Origin of the sequence: Burkholderia sp. HI4860, assembly GCF_002223045.2 — a bacterium.
Taxonomy (GTDB): domain Bacteria; phylum Pseudomonadota; class Gammaproteobacteria; order Burkholderiales; family Burkholderiaceae; genus Burkholderia.
Window position 1 is genome coordinate 2,531,827 of the sequence record NZ_NKFO02000003.1, and the last position, 16,124, is coordinate 2,547,950.

The window sequence follows — 16,124 nt, forward strand, 5'->3', positions numbered from 1 at the left end:
AGCCTCCTTTAAGTCAGGGTCGTTACGCTGCGTCCTAACAAAGAGGAGGTCCTACGATGAACACCCGATTCCTTGCGCGCGGCGCCGTCGCGGTCGCCGTGGCGGCCGCCCTGTCCGCCGGTTATGTCGCCGGCACCCACCGCGCCGATCCGCAGATCATCACGCCCGCGCAGGCCGCCGCATTGATGCCGGCCGAAGCGGCCGCGAAGACCGGCATCCCCGATTTCTCCGGGCTCGTCGAGACCTACGGCCCGGCGGTCGTGAACATCAGCGCGAAGCACGTCGTGAAGCAGGTGTCGCGGCGCGTGCCGCAGCCGCAGCTGCCGATCGATCCGAGCGACCCGTTCTACCAGTTCTTCAAGCACTTCTACGGCCAGGTGCCGGGCATGGGCGGCGACGCGCAGCCGGACGACCAGCCGAGCGCGAGCCTCGGTTCCGGGTTCGTCATCAGCTCCGACGGATACATCCTCACCAATGCGCACGTGATCGACGGCGCAAACGTCGTCACGGTCAAGCTGACCGACAAGCGCGAATACAAGGCGAAGGTCGTCGGCTCCGACAAGCAGTCCGATGTCGCGGTGCTGAAGATCGACGCGAGCGGCCTGCCGACCGTGAAGATCGGCGACCCGGCGCAGAGCAAGGTCGGCCAGTGGGTCGTCGCGATCGGTTCGCCGTACGGCTTCGACAACACGGTCACGTCGGGCATCATCAGCGCGAAGTCGCGCGCGCTGCCGGACGAGAACTACACGCCGTTCATCCAGACCGACGTGCCGGTGAACCCCGGCAACTCGGGCGGCCCGCTGTTCAACCTGCAGGGCGAGGTGATCGGCATCAACTCGATGATCTACTCGCAGACGGGCGGCTTCCAGGGCCTGTCGTTCGCGATCCCGATCAACGAAGCGATCAAGGTGAAGGACGAACTCGTGAAGACGGGCCACGTGAGCCGCGGCCGCCTCGGCGTCGCCGTGCAGGGGCTGAACCAGACGCTCGCGAGCTCGTTCGGGCTGCAGAAGCCGGACGGCGCGCTCGTCAGCTCGGTCGATGCCAACGGCCCGGCCGCGAAGGCCGGCCTGCAGCCGGGTGACGTGATCCTGTCGGTCAACGGCTCGCCGGTCGCCGATTCGACGTCGCTGCCCGCGCAGATCGCGAATCTGAAGCCGGGTTCGAAGGCCGACCTGCAGATCTGGCGCGACAAGTCGAAGAAGTCGATCAGCGTGACGCTCGGCGCGATGGCCGACGCGAAGCTCGCGTCGAACGACGGCGGGCCGGTCGAGCAGGGGCGCCTGGGCGTCGCGGTGCGTCCGCTGTCGCCGCAGGAGCGCAGTGCCGCCAACCTGTCACATGGCCTGATCGTGCAGCAGGCCGGCGGGCCGGCCGCCAACGCGGGCATCCAGCCCGGCGACGTGATCCTCGCGGTCAACGGCCGTCCGGTCACGAGCCCCGAGCAGTTGCGCGACGCGGTCAAGGGGGCGGGCAACAGTCTTGCTCTGCTGATCCAGCGCGATAATGCACAGATCTTCGTGCCGGTCGACCTGAGCTGACCGGCGACGGCCGATGGCCGGCCAGGCCGGCCAGGCCGGCCGCGGCGGGCGCCGCCGCCGTACTGAAGGTGTGGCGCGGCGCCCTGTATGTGTTCCGACCCCAAGGAGAGAGCCATGCAATATCTACGCAACGTGTCCCGATTTGCCGTCGCCGCGGCGCTGGCCGCCGGCCTCGCAGCCGGAGCGACCGGCGCGTACGCGCAGTCGGACGGCTTGCCCGCCGCGCGCCAGCAGGGCGACGTCACCTTCGTGTCCGGCGGCGTCGGGCTGGACGAATCGACGGCGTTCCAGCGCAACGAGCCGAATTGGCCGCTGGCGCTGCGGTTCACCGGCAAGGGCGGTGAGTTCCTGGCCGACGTCCACGTGCGGATCGTCGACGGCAAGGGTACCGAAGTGCTGAAAACTGACGCGCGCGGGCCGTACATGCTCGTGAAGGTGCCGCCGGGCCGCTATACGGTGCAGGCGTCGTACCAGGGCAACGAGGAATCCCACGCCGTCACGGTCGGCGCGAAGGGCGGCGCGAAAACCGCCTTCCAGTGGAGCGCGCAGTAGCCCGCCGCGCGCGGCCCCGGCCGGGGTTGCGCATTCGGCGGCGGTTTCGCCCATAATGAAAGCCACGGCATCCGTGCCGTGGCTTTTTCGTTTCCTGAGCCCGGCTTGGCCTGGCCGCCCCAAGGAGAAACGATGTCCGACGCAGCCGACCCTCGCCTCGAAATCGTGCCGAACCGCCATCGCGTGCGTGTGATCCATCGCGGCATCACGTATGCCGATTCGCACGGCGCGCTGACCGTGCGCGAAACGGGTCTGCCGGACACCCACTACCTGCCGCGCCGCGACGTCAACATGCGCCGGCTCGTGAAATCAGGCGTCACGTCGACCTCCCCGTTCAGGGGCGAGGCCGTGCACTTCGACTTGCAGACCGAGGACGGCGTGATCGAGAACGCCGCATGGAGTTACGAGGAACCGAAGGAGGCCGCGTCGGCGCTCGCGCAATACGTTGCCTTCGACGCTGCACGGATCGACAGTCTCGTCGAGACGTCCTGATGCGGCGCGTGTTCATCGGGGAGGCGTCATGGAACTGAACGACACATTGCGCATACCGCTCGCCCCGCCCGTCGTGCGGGAGGCATTCGAGGATCTCGCGTTGCTGCGCGCGAGCTTCGAGCATTGCGAATCCTTCGAGAAGCTTGCGCCTGGCGCGTTTGCGCTGACGATCACGGTGCCGCTCGGCCCGCTGCGTGCCCGCTACGACGTGCGTGCGCATGCGGCCGCGGAGCAGGGCGACGCGGAAGGGCAGCCGCGCCGCGTGCTCAACTTCAAGGCGCGGGCCGACGGGCTCGGCGCGCTGCGCGGCCAGGTCGAACTCGTGCTGATGCCGGATGACGACGCGAACGCCACGCGCATCGAGTACGTGGTCTGGGCGACGGCGAGTGGCCCGCTCACCGAGCTGCCGGGGCGGCAGATCGAAAACACGCTGCGCGAATGGACCGACGATTTCTTCCGCGAATTCTGCGCGGTCGTGCAGGCGAAGCACGGGCTTGCACCGAATCGCGCGCGCTCGGCCGCGCCACGGCGCCAGCACGTGTTCCTGCGGCCGGCGTCGCTGGTGGCCGCGACGAAGCGTGCGTTGCCGCCACACTTTGGCAGTGCGCTGACCGGGCGTGCCGCCGGCGCGCTCCCGCATCGCAGCGCCGGCACGGTGCCCGTGTGGGCGTGGGTCGCGATGATCGTCTTCGTCGCGCTGCTGCTTTACGCGGCGCGCTGGTTCAACGGCGGCTGAGCGGCCGGCCGGTTCCGCCGCGAGGCCTGCTCGCCGCGCGCGTTACCGCGCGACATCGGCGCCGGCTCCGGCGCCGCGAAATTCCCTTCGATATGCCGACGGCGACGTGCCGAGCGCGCCCGCGAAATGCTGGCGCAGCGACACGCTCGACCCGTAGCCGGCCGCCTGCGCGATCGCATCGATCGATTGCCCGGTGGTTTCCAGCAGATGCTGCGCGCGCGCGAGCCGCTCGGCCTGCAGCCACGCGGTGACGGTCGTGCCGGTCGCCTGGCGGAAGTGGCGCGTGAACGTGCGCCGGCTCATCAGCACGCGTTCGGCGAGCGAATCGACGCTGTGTGCGGCGTCGAGGTGGGCGCGCACCCAGTCGAGCAGGCCCGCGAGCCGCGCATCGCGCGGGTGCGCGGCCACCGGCTGCGGCACGTACTGCGCCTGCCCGCCCTGCCGGTGCGGCGGGATCACGAGGCGGCGCGCGATCTGGTTCGCGGCGTCCGAGCCGAAGCGCAGCCGGACGACGTGCAGGCAGCAGTCGAGCCCGGCGGCCGTGCCGGCCGACGTCATCAGGTTGCCGTCGTCCACGTACAGCACGTCCGGATCGAGCTTCACGCGCGGAAAGCGTTGTGCGAAGTCGTCGGCCCACGCCCAGTGCGTGGTGGCCGGGCGGCCGTCGAGCAGGCCGGCCGCGGCGAGCACGTAGGCGCCGAGGCACAGCCCGACGAGCTGCGCGCCACGCGCGGCGGCCGCGCGGACGGCGTCGAGCAGCACGTCGGGCGGCGCTTCGTCCGGGTCGCGCCATGCCGGCACGATGACGATGTCCGCGTCGTCGAGCCCATCGAGCCCGTACGGCGCGGTGATCGTGAAGCCGCCCGTCGTTGACAGCGGGCCACGTTCGGCCGAGCAGACGCGGAACTCGAACGCGGGCGAGGCGGCCGCGTCGCGTTCCTTGCCGAATACGACCGACGGCACCGAGAGATGGAACGGGCTGATGCCGTCATATGCGATCACGGCAACGACGGTCGGAGCAGGCTGGGCGGTCCGGGTGGGCGAGGCAGCGGCAGTCATGGCGGGCTCCGGAATGGCGATGGCCCGATTCTATCGAAGAATGGCTATCGGGCCACTGTCCCCGTGAGCGATGCGCGCCGACAATGCATCGCATCGCGCCGCTGGCCGTCCCGTTCCGGGGCGGGGCCGCGCCACCGCACCAGGAGCCCGTCATGTCGAACGTCGTCCCGCCTTCCGCTTCCCAAACCGTTCCCCGTCGCGCACTGATCGTGATCGACGTCCAGAACGAATACGTGACGGGCAACCTGCCGATCGACTATCCGCCGCTCGACGTGTCGCTCGCGAACATCGGCCGCGCGATCGATGCCGCGCATGCGGCCGGCGTGCCGGTGATCGTGGTCCAGCACGTCGCACCGGCCGGCGCGCCGATCTTCGCGCCCGGCTCCGACGGCGTCGCGCTGCACGCGGTCGTTGCCGGCCGGCCGTATGCGCACCTGATCGAGAAGAGGCTGGCAAGCTCGTTTGCCGGTACCGACCTCGCCGCGTGGCTCGACGCGCACGGGATCGACACGCTCGCGGTGGCCGGCTACATGACGCACAACTGCAATGCGTCGACGGTCTATCACGCGGCGCACGCGGGGCTGAATGTCGAGTACCTGAACGACGCGACGGGTGCGCTGCCGTACGAGAACGAAGCAGGCGCGGTAAGCGCCGAGGAGATTCACCGCACGTACGCGGTCGTGTTCCAGTCGAATTTCGCGGCCGTGATGTCGACCGACGCGTGGATCGCGGGACTGGCCGGTGCGCCGATGCCGACGCGCGATTCGGTCGTCGCGTCGAACCGGCGGGCCCGCGCGCAGCGCGCGACGGCGGCCTGAAACGCAAGGGAGAGGGAGAGGGCGCGGGCAGCGCGTTGGCGCGGCCCGGCGCGCCGCCCGATGAAACAAACCACCCCGCAAGCGAGCGCTCGTCGCGCGGTCAGTCGCCGTCCTTCAGCATCGCCGGGCTGAAGCGCAGCATGTCGAAACAGCCGTCGACGAGCTTTTCCGCATGCTGCTCGGCGTCGATTTCGTCGGGCAGCATCAGCATGTCGCGCACGAAACCGCTGACGAGCGTGTGCAGCATCAGCGTCGCGCGCCACGTATCGAGCCGCTCGGGCAGCAGCTTGAGCCGCACGGCCCCCGCGAGATCGGCATCGATCGCGTGCAGCGCCTCGCTCATGCCCGCACGGTTGCGCTGGAGCAGCGGCTCCAGATCCGCGACGTACTCGCACTTCATGAACAGGATGCTGAACACGCGGCGCAACTGCGCGTCGCGCTGCACGCCGAGCAGGCACCAGATCAGGATCTGCCGGATCTTCTCGAGCGGATTGCCGCCCGGCGCGTCGAGCGGCATCCGCTTCAGCTCGTCGATCGGCAGAAACACGCGGTCGAACATCGCGTCGAAAAGTTCGCTCTTGTTCGCGAAATGCCAGTAGATCGCACCGCGCGTCACGCCGGCGTGCTGGGCGATGTCCGCGAGCGACGTGTGCGACACGCCCTTCTCGAAGAACACGTGTTCGGCGGCGTCAAGAATGCGGTTACGCGTCTCGAGCGCCTCCTCCTTGGTACGTCTGACCATGTGCAGGCCTGATTGGAATGATCGTAGGTGAATATAGGGTCTGCAACCCTCTGCGCAGTCATATAGACTGGCTATGCTTGCGGCTGGTAACAATCTGTAAGACTGGACAGCGGGCGGGGCACAAACTGGCTTTTTACATACATTCATGAATGTATATACAATACCACCCTACGATCGAATGACCCAAGTGGCAATCAGTTAATATCCCACTCTGCTGATTCCCGCCAAAGTTCCAGTCCGCAGTGCGGGGCAACCTGTCGGCACGGAGGTTTCGTGCCGCTTGCTGTATCTAGCAGTCCAGTATTTCAGGTGTTCGATCTGCGCCGTGAGGCGCATCCGTGTCGCGCTCCCTCCGGTGGGGTGCGGCACTTATTCCATTGGTTATACACAGAGGTCGCTCCATGCGCGTCGAACGGGTTCCATACCGCTTAATCACTGTCGCGACGGCCGCCGTTTTCCTGGCCGCGTGCGGGAAAAAAGAATCGGCACCGCCGCCGCAAACGCCGGAAGTCGGCGTCGTCACCGTCCAACCGCAAGCCGTACCGGTCTTCAGCGAACTGCCGGGCCGCACCAGCGCATTCCTCGTCGCGCAGGTGCGCGCACGAGTCGACGGCATCGTGCTGCGTCGTGAATTCACCGAAGGCACCGACGTCAAGGCCGGCCAACGCCTGTACAAGATCGATCCGGCGCCGTACATCGCCGCACTGAACAGCGCGAAGGCAACGCTCGCGAAGGCGCAGGCGAACCTCGTCACGCAGAACGCACTGGTCGCGCGCTACAAGGTGCTGGTGGCCGCGAACGCGGTCAGCAAGCAGGACTACGACAACGCAGTGGCCACGCAGGGCCAGGCCGCGGCGGACGTCGCGGCCGGCAAGGCGGCGGTCGATACCGCGCAGATCAACCTGGGCTATACCGACGTCGTGTCGCCGATCACCGGCCGTGTCGGCATTTCGCAAGTGACGCCGGGCGCCTACGTGCAGGCGAGCCAGGCGACGCTGATGTCGACGGTGCAGCAGCTCGATCCGGTGTACGTCGACCTCACGCAGTCGAGCCTCGAAGGCCTGAAGCTGCGCCAGGACGTGCAGAGCGGCCGCCTGAAGACGAGCGGCCCGGGCGCCGCGAAGGTGTCGCTGATCCTGGAAGACGGCAAGACCTACTCGGAAGCCGGCAAGCTGCAGTTCTCGGACGTGACGGTCGACCAGGCCACCGGCTCGGTGACGATCCGCGCGGTGTTCCCGAACCCGGGCCGCGTGCTGCTGCCGGGCATGTTCGTGCGCGCACGGATCGAGGAAGGCGTGAACGAGAACGCGTTCCTGGTGCCGCAGATCGGCGTCACGCATGACCAGAAGGGCCAGGCGATCGCGATGGTGGTGAACGCCAGCAACAAGGTCGAGCCGCGTCCGCTGAAGACTACCGGCATGCAGGGCCCGAACTGGATCGTCGAAGGCGGTCTGCAAGCGGGCGACCACGTGATCGTGCAGGGCGGCGAGAAGGTGCGCCCGGGTGCGACCGTGAAGTCGGTACCGGCACAGCTCGCACCGGCGGCCGGAGCCGCAACGGGCGCCGCCGCCGCCACCGCCGCGCCGGCTGCCGCCGGTTCCGGCGCCGCTGCCGCTTCCGGTGCTGCCGCATCGGGCGCCGCGCCGGCGAGTGCTGCCGCTGCTTCGAGCGCGCAATAACAGGGAGCCTGTTTCATGGCAAAGTTTTTTATCGATCGCCCGATCTTCGCGTGGGTGATCGCCATCATCCTGATGCTGGCCGGGGTTGCGGCGATCTTCACGCTGCCGATCTCGCAGTATCCGACGATCGCGCCGCCCTCGATCCAGATCACCGCGAACTACCCGGGCGCTTCCGCGAAGACGGTGGAAGACACGGTGACGCAGGTGATCGAGCAGCAGATGAGCGGTCTCGACAACTTCCTGTACATGTCGTCCACCAGTGACGACTCGGGCAACGCGACGATCACGCTGACCTTCGCGCCGGGTACCAACGCCGACATCGCACAGGTCCAGGTGCAGAACAAGCTGTCGCTCGCGACGCCGATTCTGCCGCAGGTCGTGCAGCAGCTCGGCCTCTCGGTGACGAAGTCGAGCAGCAGCTTCCTGCTGGTGCTCGCCTTCAACTCCGAAGACGGCAGCATGAACAAGTACGACCTCGCGAACTTCGTGGCGTCGCACGTGAAGGACCCGATCAGCCGGTTGAACGGCGTCGGTACCGTCACGCTGTTCGGCTCGCAGTACGCGATGCGGGTCTGGCTCGATGCGACGCGCCTGACGAACTACGGCCTCACGCCGGTCGACGTGTCGACCGCGATCTCCGCACAGAACGTGCAGATCGCAGGCGGCCAGATCGGCGGCACGCCGTCCACGCCGGGCACGATGCTGCAGGCGACGATCACCGAATCGACGCTGCTGCAGACGCCCGAGCAGTTCGGCAACATCCTGCTGAAGGTCAACCAGGACGGCTCGCAGGTTCGCCTGAAGGATGTCGCGAAGCTCGAACTCGGCGGCGAAAACTACAACTTCGACACGAAGTACAACGGTCAGCCGACCGCGGCACTCGGTATCCAGCTCGCGACCAACGCGAACGCGCTCGCCACCGCGAAGGCCGTGCGCGCGAAGATCGACGAACTGGCGCCGTTCTTCCCGCACGGCCTCGTCGTGAAGTACCCGTACGACACGACGCCGTTCGTGAAGCTGTCGATCGAGGAAGTGGTCAAGACGCTGCTCGAAGGTATCGTGCTCGTGTTCCTCGTGATGTATCTGTTCCTGCAGAACCTGCGGGCGACGATCATCCCGACGATCGCGGTGCCGGTCGTGTTGCTCGGCACGTTCGCGATCATGTCGATGGTGGGCTTCTCGATCAACACGCTGTCGATGTTCGGCCTCGTGCTCGCGATCGGCCTGTTGGTGGACGATGCGATCGTGGTGGTCGAGAACGTCGAGCGGGTGATGGCGGAAGAGGGCCTGTCACCGAAGGAGGCGACCCGCAAGGCGATGGGCCAGATCACCGGCGCACTCGTCGGCGTGGCACTCGTGCTGTCGGCGGTGTTCGTGCCGGTGGCGTTCTCGGGTGGCTCGGTCGGCGCGATCTATCGTCAGTTCTCGCTGACGATCGTGTCGGCGATGGTGCTGTCGGTGCTCGTCGCGTTGATTCTGACGCCGGCCCTGTGCGCGACGATCCTCAAGCCGATCCCGCAAGGGCATCACGAAGAGAAGAAGGGCTTCTTCGGCTGGTTCAACCGCACGTTCAACAACAGCCGCGACAAGTATCACGTCGGCGTGCACCACGTGATCAAGCGCTCGGGCCGCTGGCTCATCATCTACCTCGTCGTGATCGTCGCGGTCGGCCTGCTGTTCGTGCGCCTGCCGAAGTCGTTCCTGCCGGATGAAGACCAGGGCCTGATGTTCGTGATCGTGCAGACGCCGTCGGGCTCGACGCAGGAAACGACCGCGAAGACGCTCGCGAACATTTCCGACTACCTGCTGAAGGACGAGAAGGAAATCGTCGAATCGGCGTTCACGGTGAACGGCTTCAGCTTCGCCGGCCGCGGCCAGAACTCCGGTCTCGTGTTCGTTCGCCTGAAGGACTACTCGCAGCGTCAGCATGCGAACCAGAAGGTGCAGGCGCTGATCGGCCGGATGTTCGGGCGCTACGCGGGCTACAAGGACGCGATCGTGATCCCGTTCAACCCGCCGTCGATTCCTGAACTCGGCACCGCTGCCGGCTTCGACTTCGAGCTGACGGACAACGCGGGTCTCGGCCACGACGCGCTGATGGCCGCGCGTAACCAGTTGCTCGGGATGGCCTCGAAGGATCCGACGCTGCAGGGTGTGCGTCCGAACGGCCTGAACGATACGCCGCAGTACAAGGTCGACATCGATCGCGAGAAGGCGAACGCGCTCGGCGTGACGGCGGATGCGATCGACCAGACGTTCTCGATCGCCTGGGCGTCGAAGTACGTGAACAACTTCCTGGATACCGACGGCCGGATCAAGAAGGTCTACGTGCAGGCAGACGCACCGTTCCGGATGACGCCGGAAGACCTGAACATCTGGTACGTGCGCAACGGGTCGGGCGGGATGGTGCCGTTCAGTTCGTTCGCGACCGGTCACTGGACGTACGGTTCGCCGAAGCTCGAGCGCTACAACGGTGTGTCGGCGATGGAAATCCAGGGTCAGGCCGCACCGGGCAAGTCGACCGGTCAGGCGATGGCTGCGATGGAACAGATCGCGAAGAAGCTGCCGGTCGGTATCGGCTACTCGTGGACGGGCCTGTCGTTCCAGGAAATCCAGTCCGGTTCGCAGGCGCCGATCCTGTACGCGATCTCGATCCTCGTCGTGTTCCTGTGTCTCGCGGCGCTGTATGAAAGCTGGTCGATCCCGTTCTCGGTGATCATGGTGGTGCCGCTCGGCGTGATCGGCGCACTGCTTGCGGCAACGATGCGCGGCCTCGAGAACGACGTGTTCTTCCAGGTCGGCCTGCTGACGACCGTGGGCTTGTCCGCGAAGAACGCGATTCTGATCGTGGAGTTCGCGCGCGAACTGCAGATGACGGAGAAGATGGGGCCGATCGAGGCCGCGCTGGAAGCGGCGCGCCTGCGGCTGCGTCCGATCCTGATGACGTCGCTCGCGTTCATTCTCGGCGTGATGCCGCTCGCGATCAGTAATGGCGCGGGTTCGGCCAGCCAGCACGCAATCGGTACGGGCGTGATCGGCGGGATGATCACGGCGACGTTCCTCGCGATCTTCATGATCCCGATGTTCTTCGTGAAGATCCGCGCGATCTTCAGCGGCGAGAAGGAAGACGTCGACGAGGCGCTGCGCTTGGCTCAGGAGCACTCGCACCACGAAGAGAAGCCGGGCAACGGCGACGAAGGCAACAAGGGACAGTGATGATGCAAAAACACGCTTTGACTGCAATCGCGGTCGCGCTCTTTGCCACGGGCTGCACGATGGCGCCGCATTACAAGCGGCCCGACGCGCCCGTCGCGCAGGCGTATCCGGCCGGTGGCGTCTACGCGACGCAGCCGGGTGCGGCCGGCGCGCGCAGCGCGAACGGGCAAGCCGCAACCGCCATCGGCTGGCGCGAGTTCTTCGTCGATCCGCGCCTGCAGCGGCTGATCGAGATCGCGCTGAAAAACAACCGCGACCTGCGCGTGTCGGTGCTGAACATCGAGGCGGCGCGTGCGCAGTACCAGATCACGCGCGCGGGCTTGTTCCCGACGCTCAGCGGTACCGGTACGGGCACGATCCAGCGCTATCCGCAGGGTGTTTCGCCTACTCAGCAGGCGACCATCTCGCGCACCTACAACGTCGGCCTGTCGGCGTCGTGGGAACTCGACCTGTTCGGCCGCGTGCAGAGCCTGAAGGACCAGGCACTCGCGCAGTACCTGTCGACCGCGTATGCGCGGCAGGCGTCGGAGATCTCGCTGGTGTCGCAGGTGGCTGACCAGTATCTGACGTTGCTGTCGACCGACGATCTGCTGAAGATCACGGAGAACACGCTGAAGACGGCGCAGGACTCGTACAACCTGACGAAGCTGCAGTTCGACAACGGCACGGGCTCCGAGCTCGAGCTGCGTCAGGCGCAGACGGTGGTCGAGCAGGCGCTGTCGAACCAGCAGGCGCAAGCACGGGCACGCGCGCAGGCGTTGAATGCACTGGTGCTGCTGATCGGCGAGCCGCTGCCGGACGATCTGCCGGCTGGCATGCCGCTCGACGCGCAGAACCTGCTGACGGACGTGCCCGCTGGCCTGCCGTCGGATCTGCTGACGCGTCGTCCGGACGTGATGCAGGCCGAGCAGACGCTGCTGGCCGCGAACGCGAACATCGGTGCGGCGCGCGCGGCGTTCTTCCCGAAGATCTCGTTGACGGCCGCGTTCGGCACCGCGAGTCCGACGCTTGGCGGCCTGTTCAAGGCCGGCACGGCGGCGTGGTCGTTCGCGCCGAACATCGCGTTGCCGATCTTCGAAGGCGGCTCGAACATCGCGAACCTCGATCTTGCTCACGTGCAGAAGCGCATCGAGATCGCGAACTACGAGAAGGCGATCCAGTCGGCATTCCGCGAAGTGTCGGATGGCCTCGCCGCACGCGGCACGTACGACCAGCAGATCGCCGCGCTCGAGCGCAACGAGCATGCGCAGCAGCGACGCTTCGACCTGTCGGACCTGCGTTACAAGAACGGTGTCGACAGCTACCTGTCGGTGCTGACCGCACAGACGGACCTGTACTCGGCGCAGCAATCGCTGATCAGCGCACGTCTGGCACGCTGGACCAATCTGGTCGACCTGTATCGCGCCCTGGGCGGCGGCTGGATCCAGCGCGCCGGCGAAACGCCGCGCGCGCCGGATGCACCGGTCGACTACGACAAGGCCGCTGCTCCGGCGCCAGCGTCGGCAACGGCGACGAACGGTTAAGCGCAAGGAGGGGCCGGCGTGGTTTCGATCGCGCTTGTCCTTCGAACCGGCTGGTTGCGGAATCGAAAACGCCACGGACGAAAGTCCGTGGCGTTTTCTTTTGCGTAGTCGATTCGTGCGGCGCGAAGACGGTTGGGGTGACGATGCGCGTATCGGATTCCGGTGCCGCTTATTGCGCCGGACCAACCATCCTGCTTGGCCAACCGGCATCATCGCGCCGCGCCCGCGGGCGACCCGCTTTCACGCGCCATGACCGGCTGTTCCGCCGTTCGACCGTCCAGTTGTCCGCCTGTCCGAACGCCCGGCTGTCCGACCGATCATCGCGCAGCTTCCCGCTCCCGCAAAACAAAACGCCACGGCATGCCGTGGCGTTTTTCGTTACCGCTTGTCCGCGCCGTTGCCCGGCGCGAGGCGATCAGTGGTGCACGTCGGCGGGCCGCCCGTCGAAGTCGTGCCCCGCGCGCCGAATCTCGCAGCGCGCATCCTTTTCGCCTTTCACGCCGTTGAACACGATGTTCAGGATCACGGCAGTCGCCGATGCCAGCAGGATGCCGCTGTGCAGGATCGGGGCGAGGGCCGGCGGCAGCTTCGAGAAGAAGTGCGGCGACACGACCGGCACGAGGCCCATGCCGACGCTCACGGCGACGATGAACAGGTTGTGCGTGTTGTTCACGAAGTCGACCTTCGACAGCACCTTGATGCCGTTCGCCGCCACCATCCCGAACATCACGATGCCCGCGCCGCCGAGCACGGACGGCGGCACCGATGCGACGACCTGCGCCATCTTCGGGAACAGGCCGAGCAGCACGAGGATCACGCCGCCGGTGGCGCACACGAAACGGCTCTTCACGCCCGTCACGCCGATCAGGCCGACGTTCTGCGAGAACGACGTATGCGGGAACGAGTTGAAGATGCCGCCGATCAGCGTGCCGAGGCCGTCGACGCGCAGGCCGCGCACGAGGCGCTCCTGGTTGACCGGGCGATCGACCATGTCGCCGACCGCGAGGAACATGCCGGTCGATTCGATGAACGTGACGAACATCACCGTGACCATCGTCACGATCGACAGCGGGTCGAAGTGCGGCAGGCCGAAGTGGAACGGCATCACGAAGCCGACCCACGGTGCGTGCGCAACGCCGTCGGTATTCACGCGGCCGATCGCGAAGGCGATCGCGAAGCCGGCGACGATGCCGAGCAGCACCGAGATGTTCGCGACGAAGCCGCGGCCGTACTTGTTGATCAGCAGGATCAGCGTGAGCACGAGCAGCGACAGGCCGAGATAGACGGGGCTGCCGTATTCGGGGTTGCCGACGCCGCCGGCCGCCCAGTTGATGCCCACTTCCATCAGCGACAGCCCGATCACCGCGATCACGGTGCCGACGACGACGGGCGGGAAGAACCGCAACAGCTTGCCGATCATCGGCGCGAGCACGATGCCGATGATGCCGGCCGCGATGGTCGAGCCGAAGATGTCGAGGATACCGAGCCCGGGGTTGGTGCCGATCGCGATCATCGGGCCGACTGCCGCGAACGTGCAGCCCATGATGACGGGCAGGCGGATCCCGAAGATCCACAAGCCGAGCGTCTGGATCAGCGTGGCGATGCCGCACGAAAACAGATCGGCGCTGATCAGGAACGCGATCTGGTCTTTCGGCAGCTTGAGCGCGGCGCCGACGATAAGCGGCACGGCGACAGCGCCGGCGTACATGACGAGGACGTGCTGCAGGCCAAGCGTTACCAGCTTGCCGGTCGGCAGCACCTCATCGCACGGATGGACCGTGTTCGATTGCATCTGTCTCACTCCATGATCTTGTTTTCGGGGTGATACGAAATTATTCGGAATGAATCCATGCAACAAGAGTGCTGGGTTCTATTCCGTTCTTTGCTGGTTCGATATGCCATTTCGGCATGGAACAGGGTGTCGATCATCGGGAAACAGCCGCAGGAGTGAGGTTCCCCGGTTTTATAGCCCTTCAAAATAGCGCTGGCCCCCGTGTCAAATATAGGCCGCTTTATGGTGTGTATCGGGCGGCCGGCATAGTGGAAAAAAGTGCCTGGGAAAAATCGTGCCGGGTTAACCCGCGAACGGCCGCTTTTGCCCGCAAGGTGCAGCCGGGTGGAACCCGGCCGGCGACCGCGTTTTCGGCCTGCCGCGGTGGCGGCAAAAAGCGGGGCGCGCATCACGATCCCGTTATCATCGACATCCGTTCATTCGAATTCGCCCTCACGTCATGCGCCTGCTCGGAATCGACCTCGGCACCGGCTCCGTCAAACTCGTCACGCTCGATGCCGACGGCGTCGAGCGGGCGGTCGCGAGCGAACCTTATGCGCTGTTGTCGCCGCAGCCCGGCTGGGCGGAGATCGCGCCGGACACGTGGTGGCAGGCGCTCGTGCGCGCGGCCGCGCGGCTGCCGGCCGACGAGCGCGCGCAGGTGGCGGCGATCGGGTTCTCGGGGCAGATGCACGGTGTCGTGCTGATCGACGCGGCCGGGCAGCCGGTGCGGCCCGCGCTGCTGTGGCCCGACACACGCGCGGTGCGCGAAGCGGAGGCGGGCGATTGGCACACGGACGGCTTGCCCGTCGCACCCAACCCCGTTGCACCGGGCATGGCCGGCCCGTTGTTGCGCTGGCTGGCCACGCATGAGCCCGAAGCGCTCCGCACCGCGCGCTGGGCCGTGCAGCCGAAGGACTGGTTGCGCATCGCGCTGGGCGGCGACGTCGCCGCCGATCCGAGCGACGCGTGCGCGACCGCGCTCGCGACGCCCGACGGTGAGTGGGATCTCGCGATGATCGACGCGCTCGGCTTGCCGGCCGACCGGTTTGCGCCGGTCCTTCCGTCGACGGCGCGCTGCGGCGTGCTCGGCGCGCAGGCTGCCAAGGCACTCGGCCTGCCGGCCGGCGTGCCGCTGGCGACGGGCGCGGCCGACACCGCATGCGCGGCGCTCGGCAGCGGGCTCGCCGCCGCCGGCGACGCGCTGCTGACGACCGGCAGCGGCGGCCAGATCGTCGTGCTCGCGGATGCGCTGCCGCCCGCGCGACGCGGGCTGCATCGCTATCGCGCGGCGGCCGGAGGCGGCTATTACACGATGGCCGCGATGCAGAACGTCGGGCTCGCGCTCGAAGCCGTGCGCGGCTGGCTCGGCTACGCGCAGTGGGCCGATGCGTATGACGACGCGTTCGCCCATGCGGCGTCGGAACGCCTGTGCTTCCTGCCGTACCTGACGGGCGAGCGTTCGCCGTGGATGAACCCCGACGCACGCGGCGGCTGGCTCGGCCTCGGGCTCGGCGACACGCGCGGCGCGATGATGCGCGCCGCGTTCGAAGGTGTCGCGTTCGCGTTGCGCGCCGGGCTCGATGCGATTCGCGATGCCGAGCGCGGCGATCCGGTCGCGATGCTGCGTCTCGCGGGCGGCGGCTCGGTCGATCCGCGCTGGCGCCAGCTGCTGGCCGATGCGCTCGGCGCGTCGCTCCATGCGATCGACTGCCCGAACGCCGCGACGCGCGGCGCCGCGCTGCTCGCGGGCGTCGCGATCGGGCACTGGCGGGAGGATGCGCTGCACGCGCTGGCGCCGGCCGCGTCGCCGGTTGCCGCGCCGCGCGACGATCGCGCGCTGGCCGCGCGCCACGCACGCTTCGTCGATCTGTATGCGCGAACGGATGCATGGTTCACGACGGGCGTTTAAACTCGAACACTTGTTCTTTTGCGCCAGCGATGACGCATCGTGGCAAGCCGGCGACCGTTTCCCGCACGCGATGCGCGGCGGGA

General features: G+C 67.2%; 12 protein-coding genes. 9 read left to right on the forward strand and 3 right to left on the reverse strand.

The genetic code is table 11. The features are described from left to right. Positions 1 to 56 precede the first annotated feature (56 nt). From CFB34_RS27040 to CFB34_RS27055, 4 genes are all read left to right on the forward strand, one after another. Positions 57 to 1,541, forward strand: a complete 1,485-nt coding sequence (locus CFB34_RS27040; protein ID WP_089440919.1) for a DegQ family serine endoprotease — start codon at positions 57 to 59, stop codon at positions 1,539 to 1,541. 114 nt (positions 1,542 to 1,655) lie between these two features. Next, on the forward strand, positions 1,656 to 2,093 hold the full coding sequence (locus CFB34_RS27045; protein WP_089440918.1) for a carboxypeptidase-like regulatory domain-containing protein: 438 nt from the start codon (positions 1,656 to 1,658) through the stop codon (positions 2,091 to 2,093). 132 nt (positions 2,094 to 2,225) lie between these two features. After that, the gene (locus CFB34_RS27050; RefSeq protein WP_089440917.1) at positions 2,226 to 2,585 is read left to right on the forward strand and encodes a DUF427 domain-containing protein; all 360 of its coding nucleotides are present in this window, start codon (positions 2,226 to 2,228) and stop codon (positions 2,583 to 2,585) included. A 28-nt stretch (positions 2,586 to 2,613) separates the two neighbouring features. Beyond that, the gene (locus CFB34_RS27055; protein WP_089440916.1) at positions 2,614 to 3,321 is read left to right on the forward strand and encodes an SRPBCC domain-containing protein; all 708 of its coding nucleotides are present in this window, start codon (positions 2,614 to 2,616) and stop codon (positions 3,319 to 3,321) included. A gap of 42 nt (positions 3,322 to 3,363) precedes the next feature. On the opposite strand, the gene CFB34_RS27060 is transcribed toward CFB34_RS27055, so the two are convergent. Beyond that, positions 3,364 to 4,380: a helix-turn-helix domain-containing protein gene (locus tag CFB34_RS27060; RefSeq protein WP_089440915.1), complete on the reverse strand. Its 1,017-nt coding sequence runs from the start codon at positions 4,378 to 4,380 to the stop codon at positions 3,364 to 3,366. A gap of 152 nt (positions 4,381 to 4,532) precedes the next feature. Between CFB34_RS27060 and CFB34_RS27065 the strand changes: the two genes are divergently transcribed. Next, entirely contained in the window at positions 4,533 to 5,198 is a 666-nt protein-coding gene (locus tag CFB34_RS27065; protein WP_089440914.1) for a cysteine hydrolase family protein, read from the forward strand. A 100-nt stretch (positions 5,199 to 5,298) separates the two neighbouring features. Here CFB34_RS27065 and CFB34_RS27070 read toward each other — a convergent pair whose 3' ends face one another. Further along, positions 5,299 to 5,940: a TetR family transcriptional regulator gene (locus tag CFB34_RS27070; protein WP_089426224.1), complete on the reverse strand. Its 642-nt coding sequence runs from the start codon at positions 5,938 to 5,940 to the stop codon at positions 5,299 to 5,301. 401 nt (positions 5,941 to 6,341) lie between these two features. Here CFB34_RS27070 and CFB34_RS27075 point away from each other — a divergent pair, with 401 nt between their 5' ends. From CFB34_RS27075 to CFB34_RS27085, 3 genes are read left to right on the forward strand one after another with little or no spacing between them, the layout of a single operon-like run. Continuing rightward, positions 6,342 to 7,619: an efflux RND transporter periplasmic adaptor subunit gene (locus tag CFB34_RS27075; RefSeq protein WP_089440913.1), complete on the forward strand. Its 1,278-nt coding sequence runs from the start codon at positions 6,342 to 6,344 to the stop codon at positions 7,617 to 7,619. A 15-nt stretch (positions 7,620 to 7,634) separates the two neighbouring features. Beyond that, the gene (bpeB, locus tag CFB34_RS27080; protein WP_039368427.1) at positions 7,635 to 10,835 is read left to right on the forward strand and encodes an efflux RND transporter permease BpeB; all 3,201 of its coding nucleotides are present in this window, start codon (positions 7,635 to 7,637) and stop codon (positions 10,833 to 10,835) included. After that, positions 10,835 to 12,358: an efflux transporter outer membrane subunit gene (locus CFB34_RS27085; RefSeq protein WP_089440912.1), complete on the forward strand. Its 1,524-nt coding sequence runs from the start codon at positions 10,835 to 10,837 to the stop codon at positions 12,356 to 12,358. Before bpeB ends, CFB34_RS27085 begins: the two co-directional genes overlap by 1 nt. Before the next feature lie 415 nt (positions 12,359 to 12,773). Here CFB34_RS27085 and CFB34_RS27090 read toward each other — a convergent pair whose 3' ends face one another. Next, positions 12,774 to 14,150 carry a nucleobase:cation symporter-2 family protein gene (locus CFB34_RS27090; RefSeq protein ID WP_179243658.1) on the reverse strand — a complete coding sequence of 459 codons (1,377 nt, stop codon included), beginning with the start codon at positions 14,148 to 14,150 and terminating at the stop codon, positions 12,774 to 12,776. A 439-nt stretch (positions 14,151 to 14,589) separates the two neighbouring features. On the opposite strand from CFB34_RS27090, the gene CFB34_RS27095 reads away from it, so the two are divergent. Beyond that, positions 14,590 to 16,041 carry an FGGY family carbohydrate kinase gene (locus tag CFB34_RS27095; RefSeq protein WP_089440910.1) on the forward strand — a complete coding sequence of 484 codons (1,452 nt, stop codon included), beginning with the start codon at positions 14,590 to 14,592 and terminating at the stop codon, positions 16,039 to 16,041. The last annotated feature ends 83 nt before the right edge of the window (positions 16,042 to 16,124 follow it).

Bases quoted from the DNA above. Each gene is read 5' to 3' on its own strand.
- CFB34_RS27050 (WP_089440917.1), top strand. From the start codon at position 2,226: ATGTCCGACGCAGCCGACCCTCGCCTCGAAATCGTGCCGAACCGCCAT.
- CFB34_RS27060 (WP_089440915.1), bottom strand. From the start codon at position 4,380: ATGACTGCCGCTGCCTCGCCCACCCGGACCGCCCAGCCTGCTCCGACC.
- bpeB (WP_039368427.1), top strand. From the start codon at position 7,635: ATGGCAAAGTTTTTTATCGATCGCCCGATCTTCGCGTGGGTGATCGCC.
- CFB34_RS27070 (WP_089426224.1), bottom strand. From the start codon at position 5,940: ATGGTCAGACGTACCAAGGAGGAGGCGCTCGAGACGCGTAACCGCATT.
- CFB34_RS27075 (WP_089440913.1), top strand. From the start codon at position 6,342: ATGCGCGTCGAACGGGTTCCATACCGCTTAATCACTGTCGCGACGGCC.
- CFB34_RS27040 (WP_089440919.1), top strand. From the start codon at position 57: ATGAACACCCGATTCCTTGCGCGCGGCGCCGTCGCGGTCGCCGTGGCG.
- CFB34_RS27055 (WP_089440916.1), top strand. From the start codon at position 2,614: ATGGAACTGAACGACACATTGCGCATACCGCTCGCCCCGCCCGTCGTG.
- CFB34_RS27065 (WP_089440914.1), top strand. From the start codon at position 4,533: ATGTCGAACGTCGTCCCGCCTTCCGCTTCCCAAACCGTTCCCCGTCGC.
- CFB34_RS27090 (WP_179243658.1), bottom strand. From the start codon at position 14,150: ATGCAATCGAACACGGTCCATCCGTGCGATGAGGTGCTGCCGACCGGC.
- CFB34_RS27095 (WP_089440910.1), top strand. From the start codon at position 14,590: ATGCGCCTGCTCGGAATCGACCTCGGCACCGGCTCCGTCAAACTCGTC.
- CFB34_RS27085 (WP_089440912.1), top strand. From the start codon at position 10,835: ATGATGCAAAAACACGCTTTGACTGCAATCGCGGTCGCGCTCTTTGCC.
- CFB34_RS27045 (WP_089440918.1), top strand. From the start codon at position 1,656: ATGCAATATCTACGCAACGTGTCCCGATTTGCCGTCGCCGCGGCGCTG.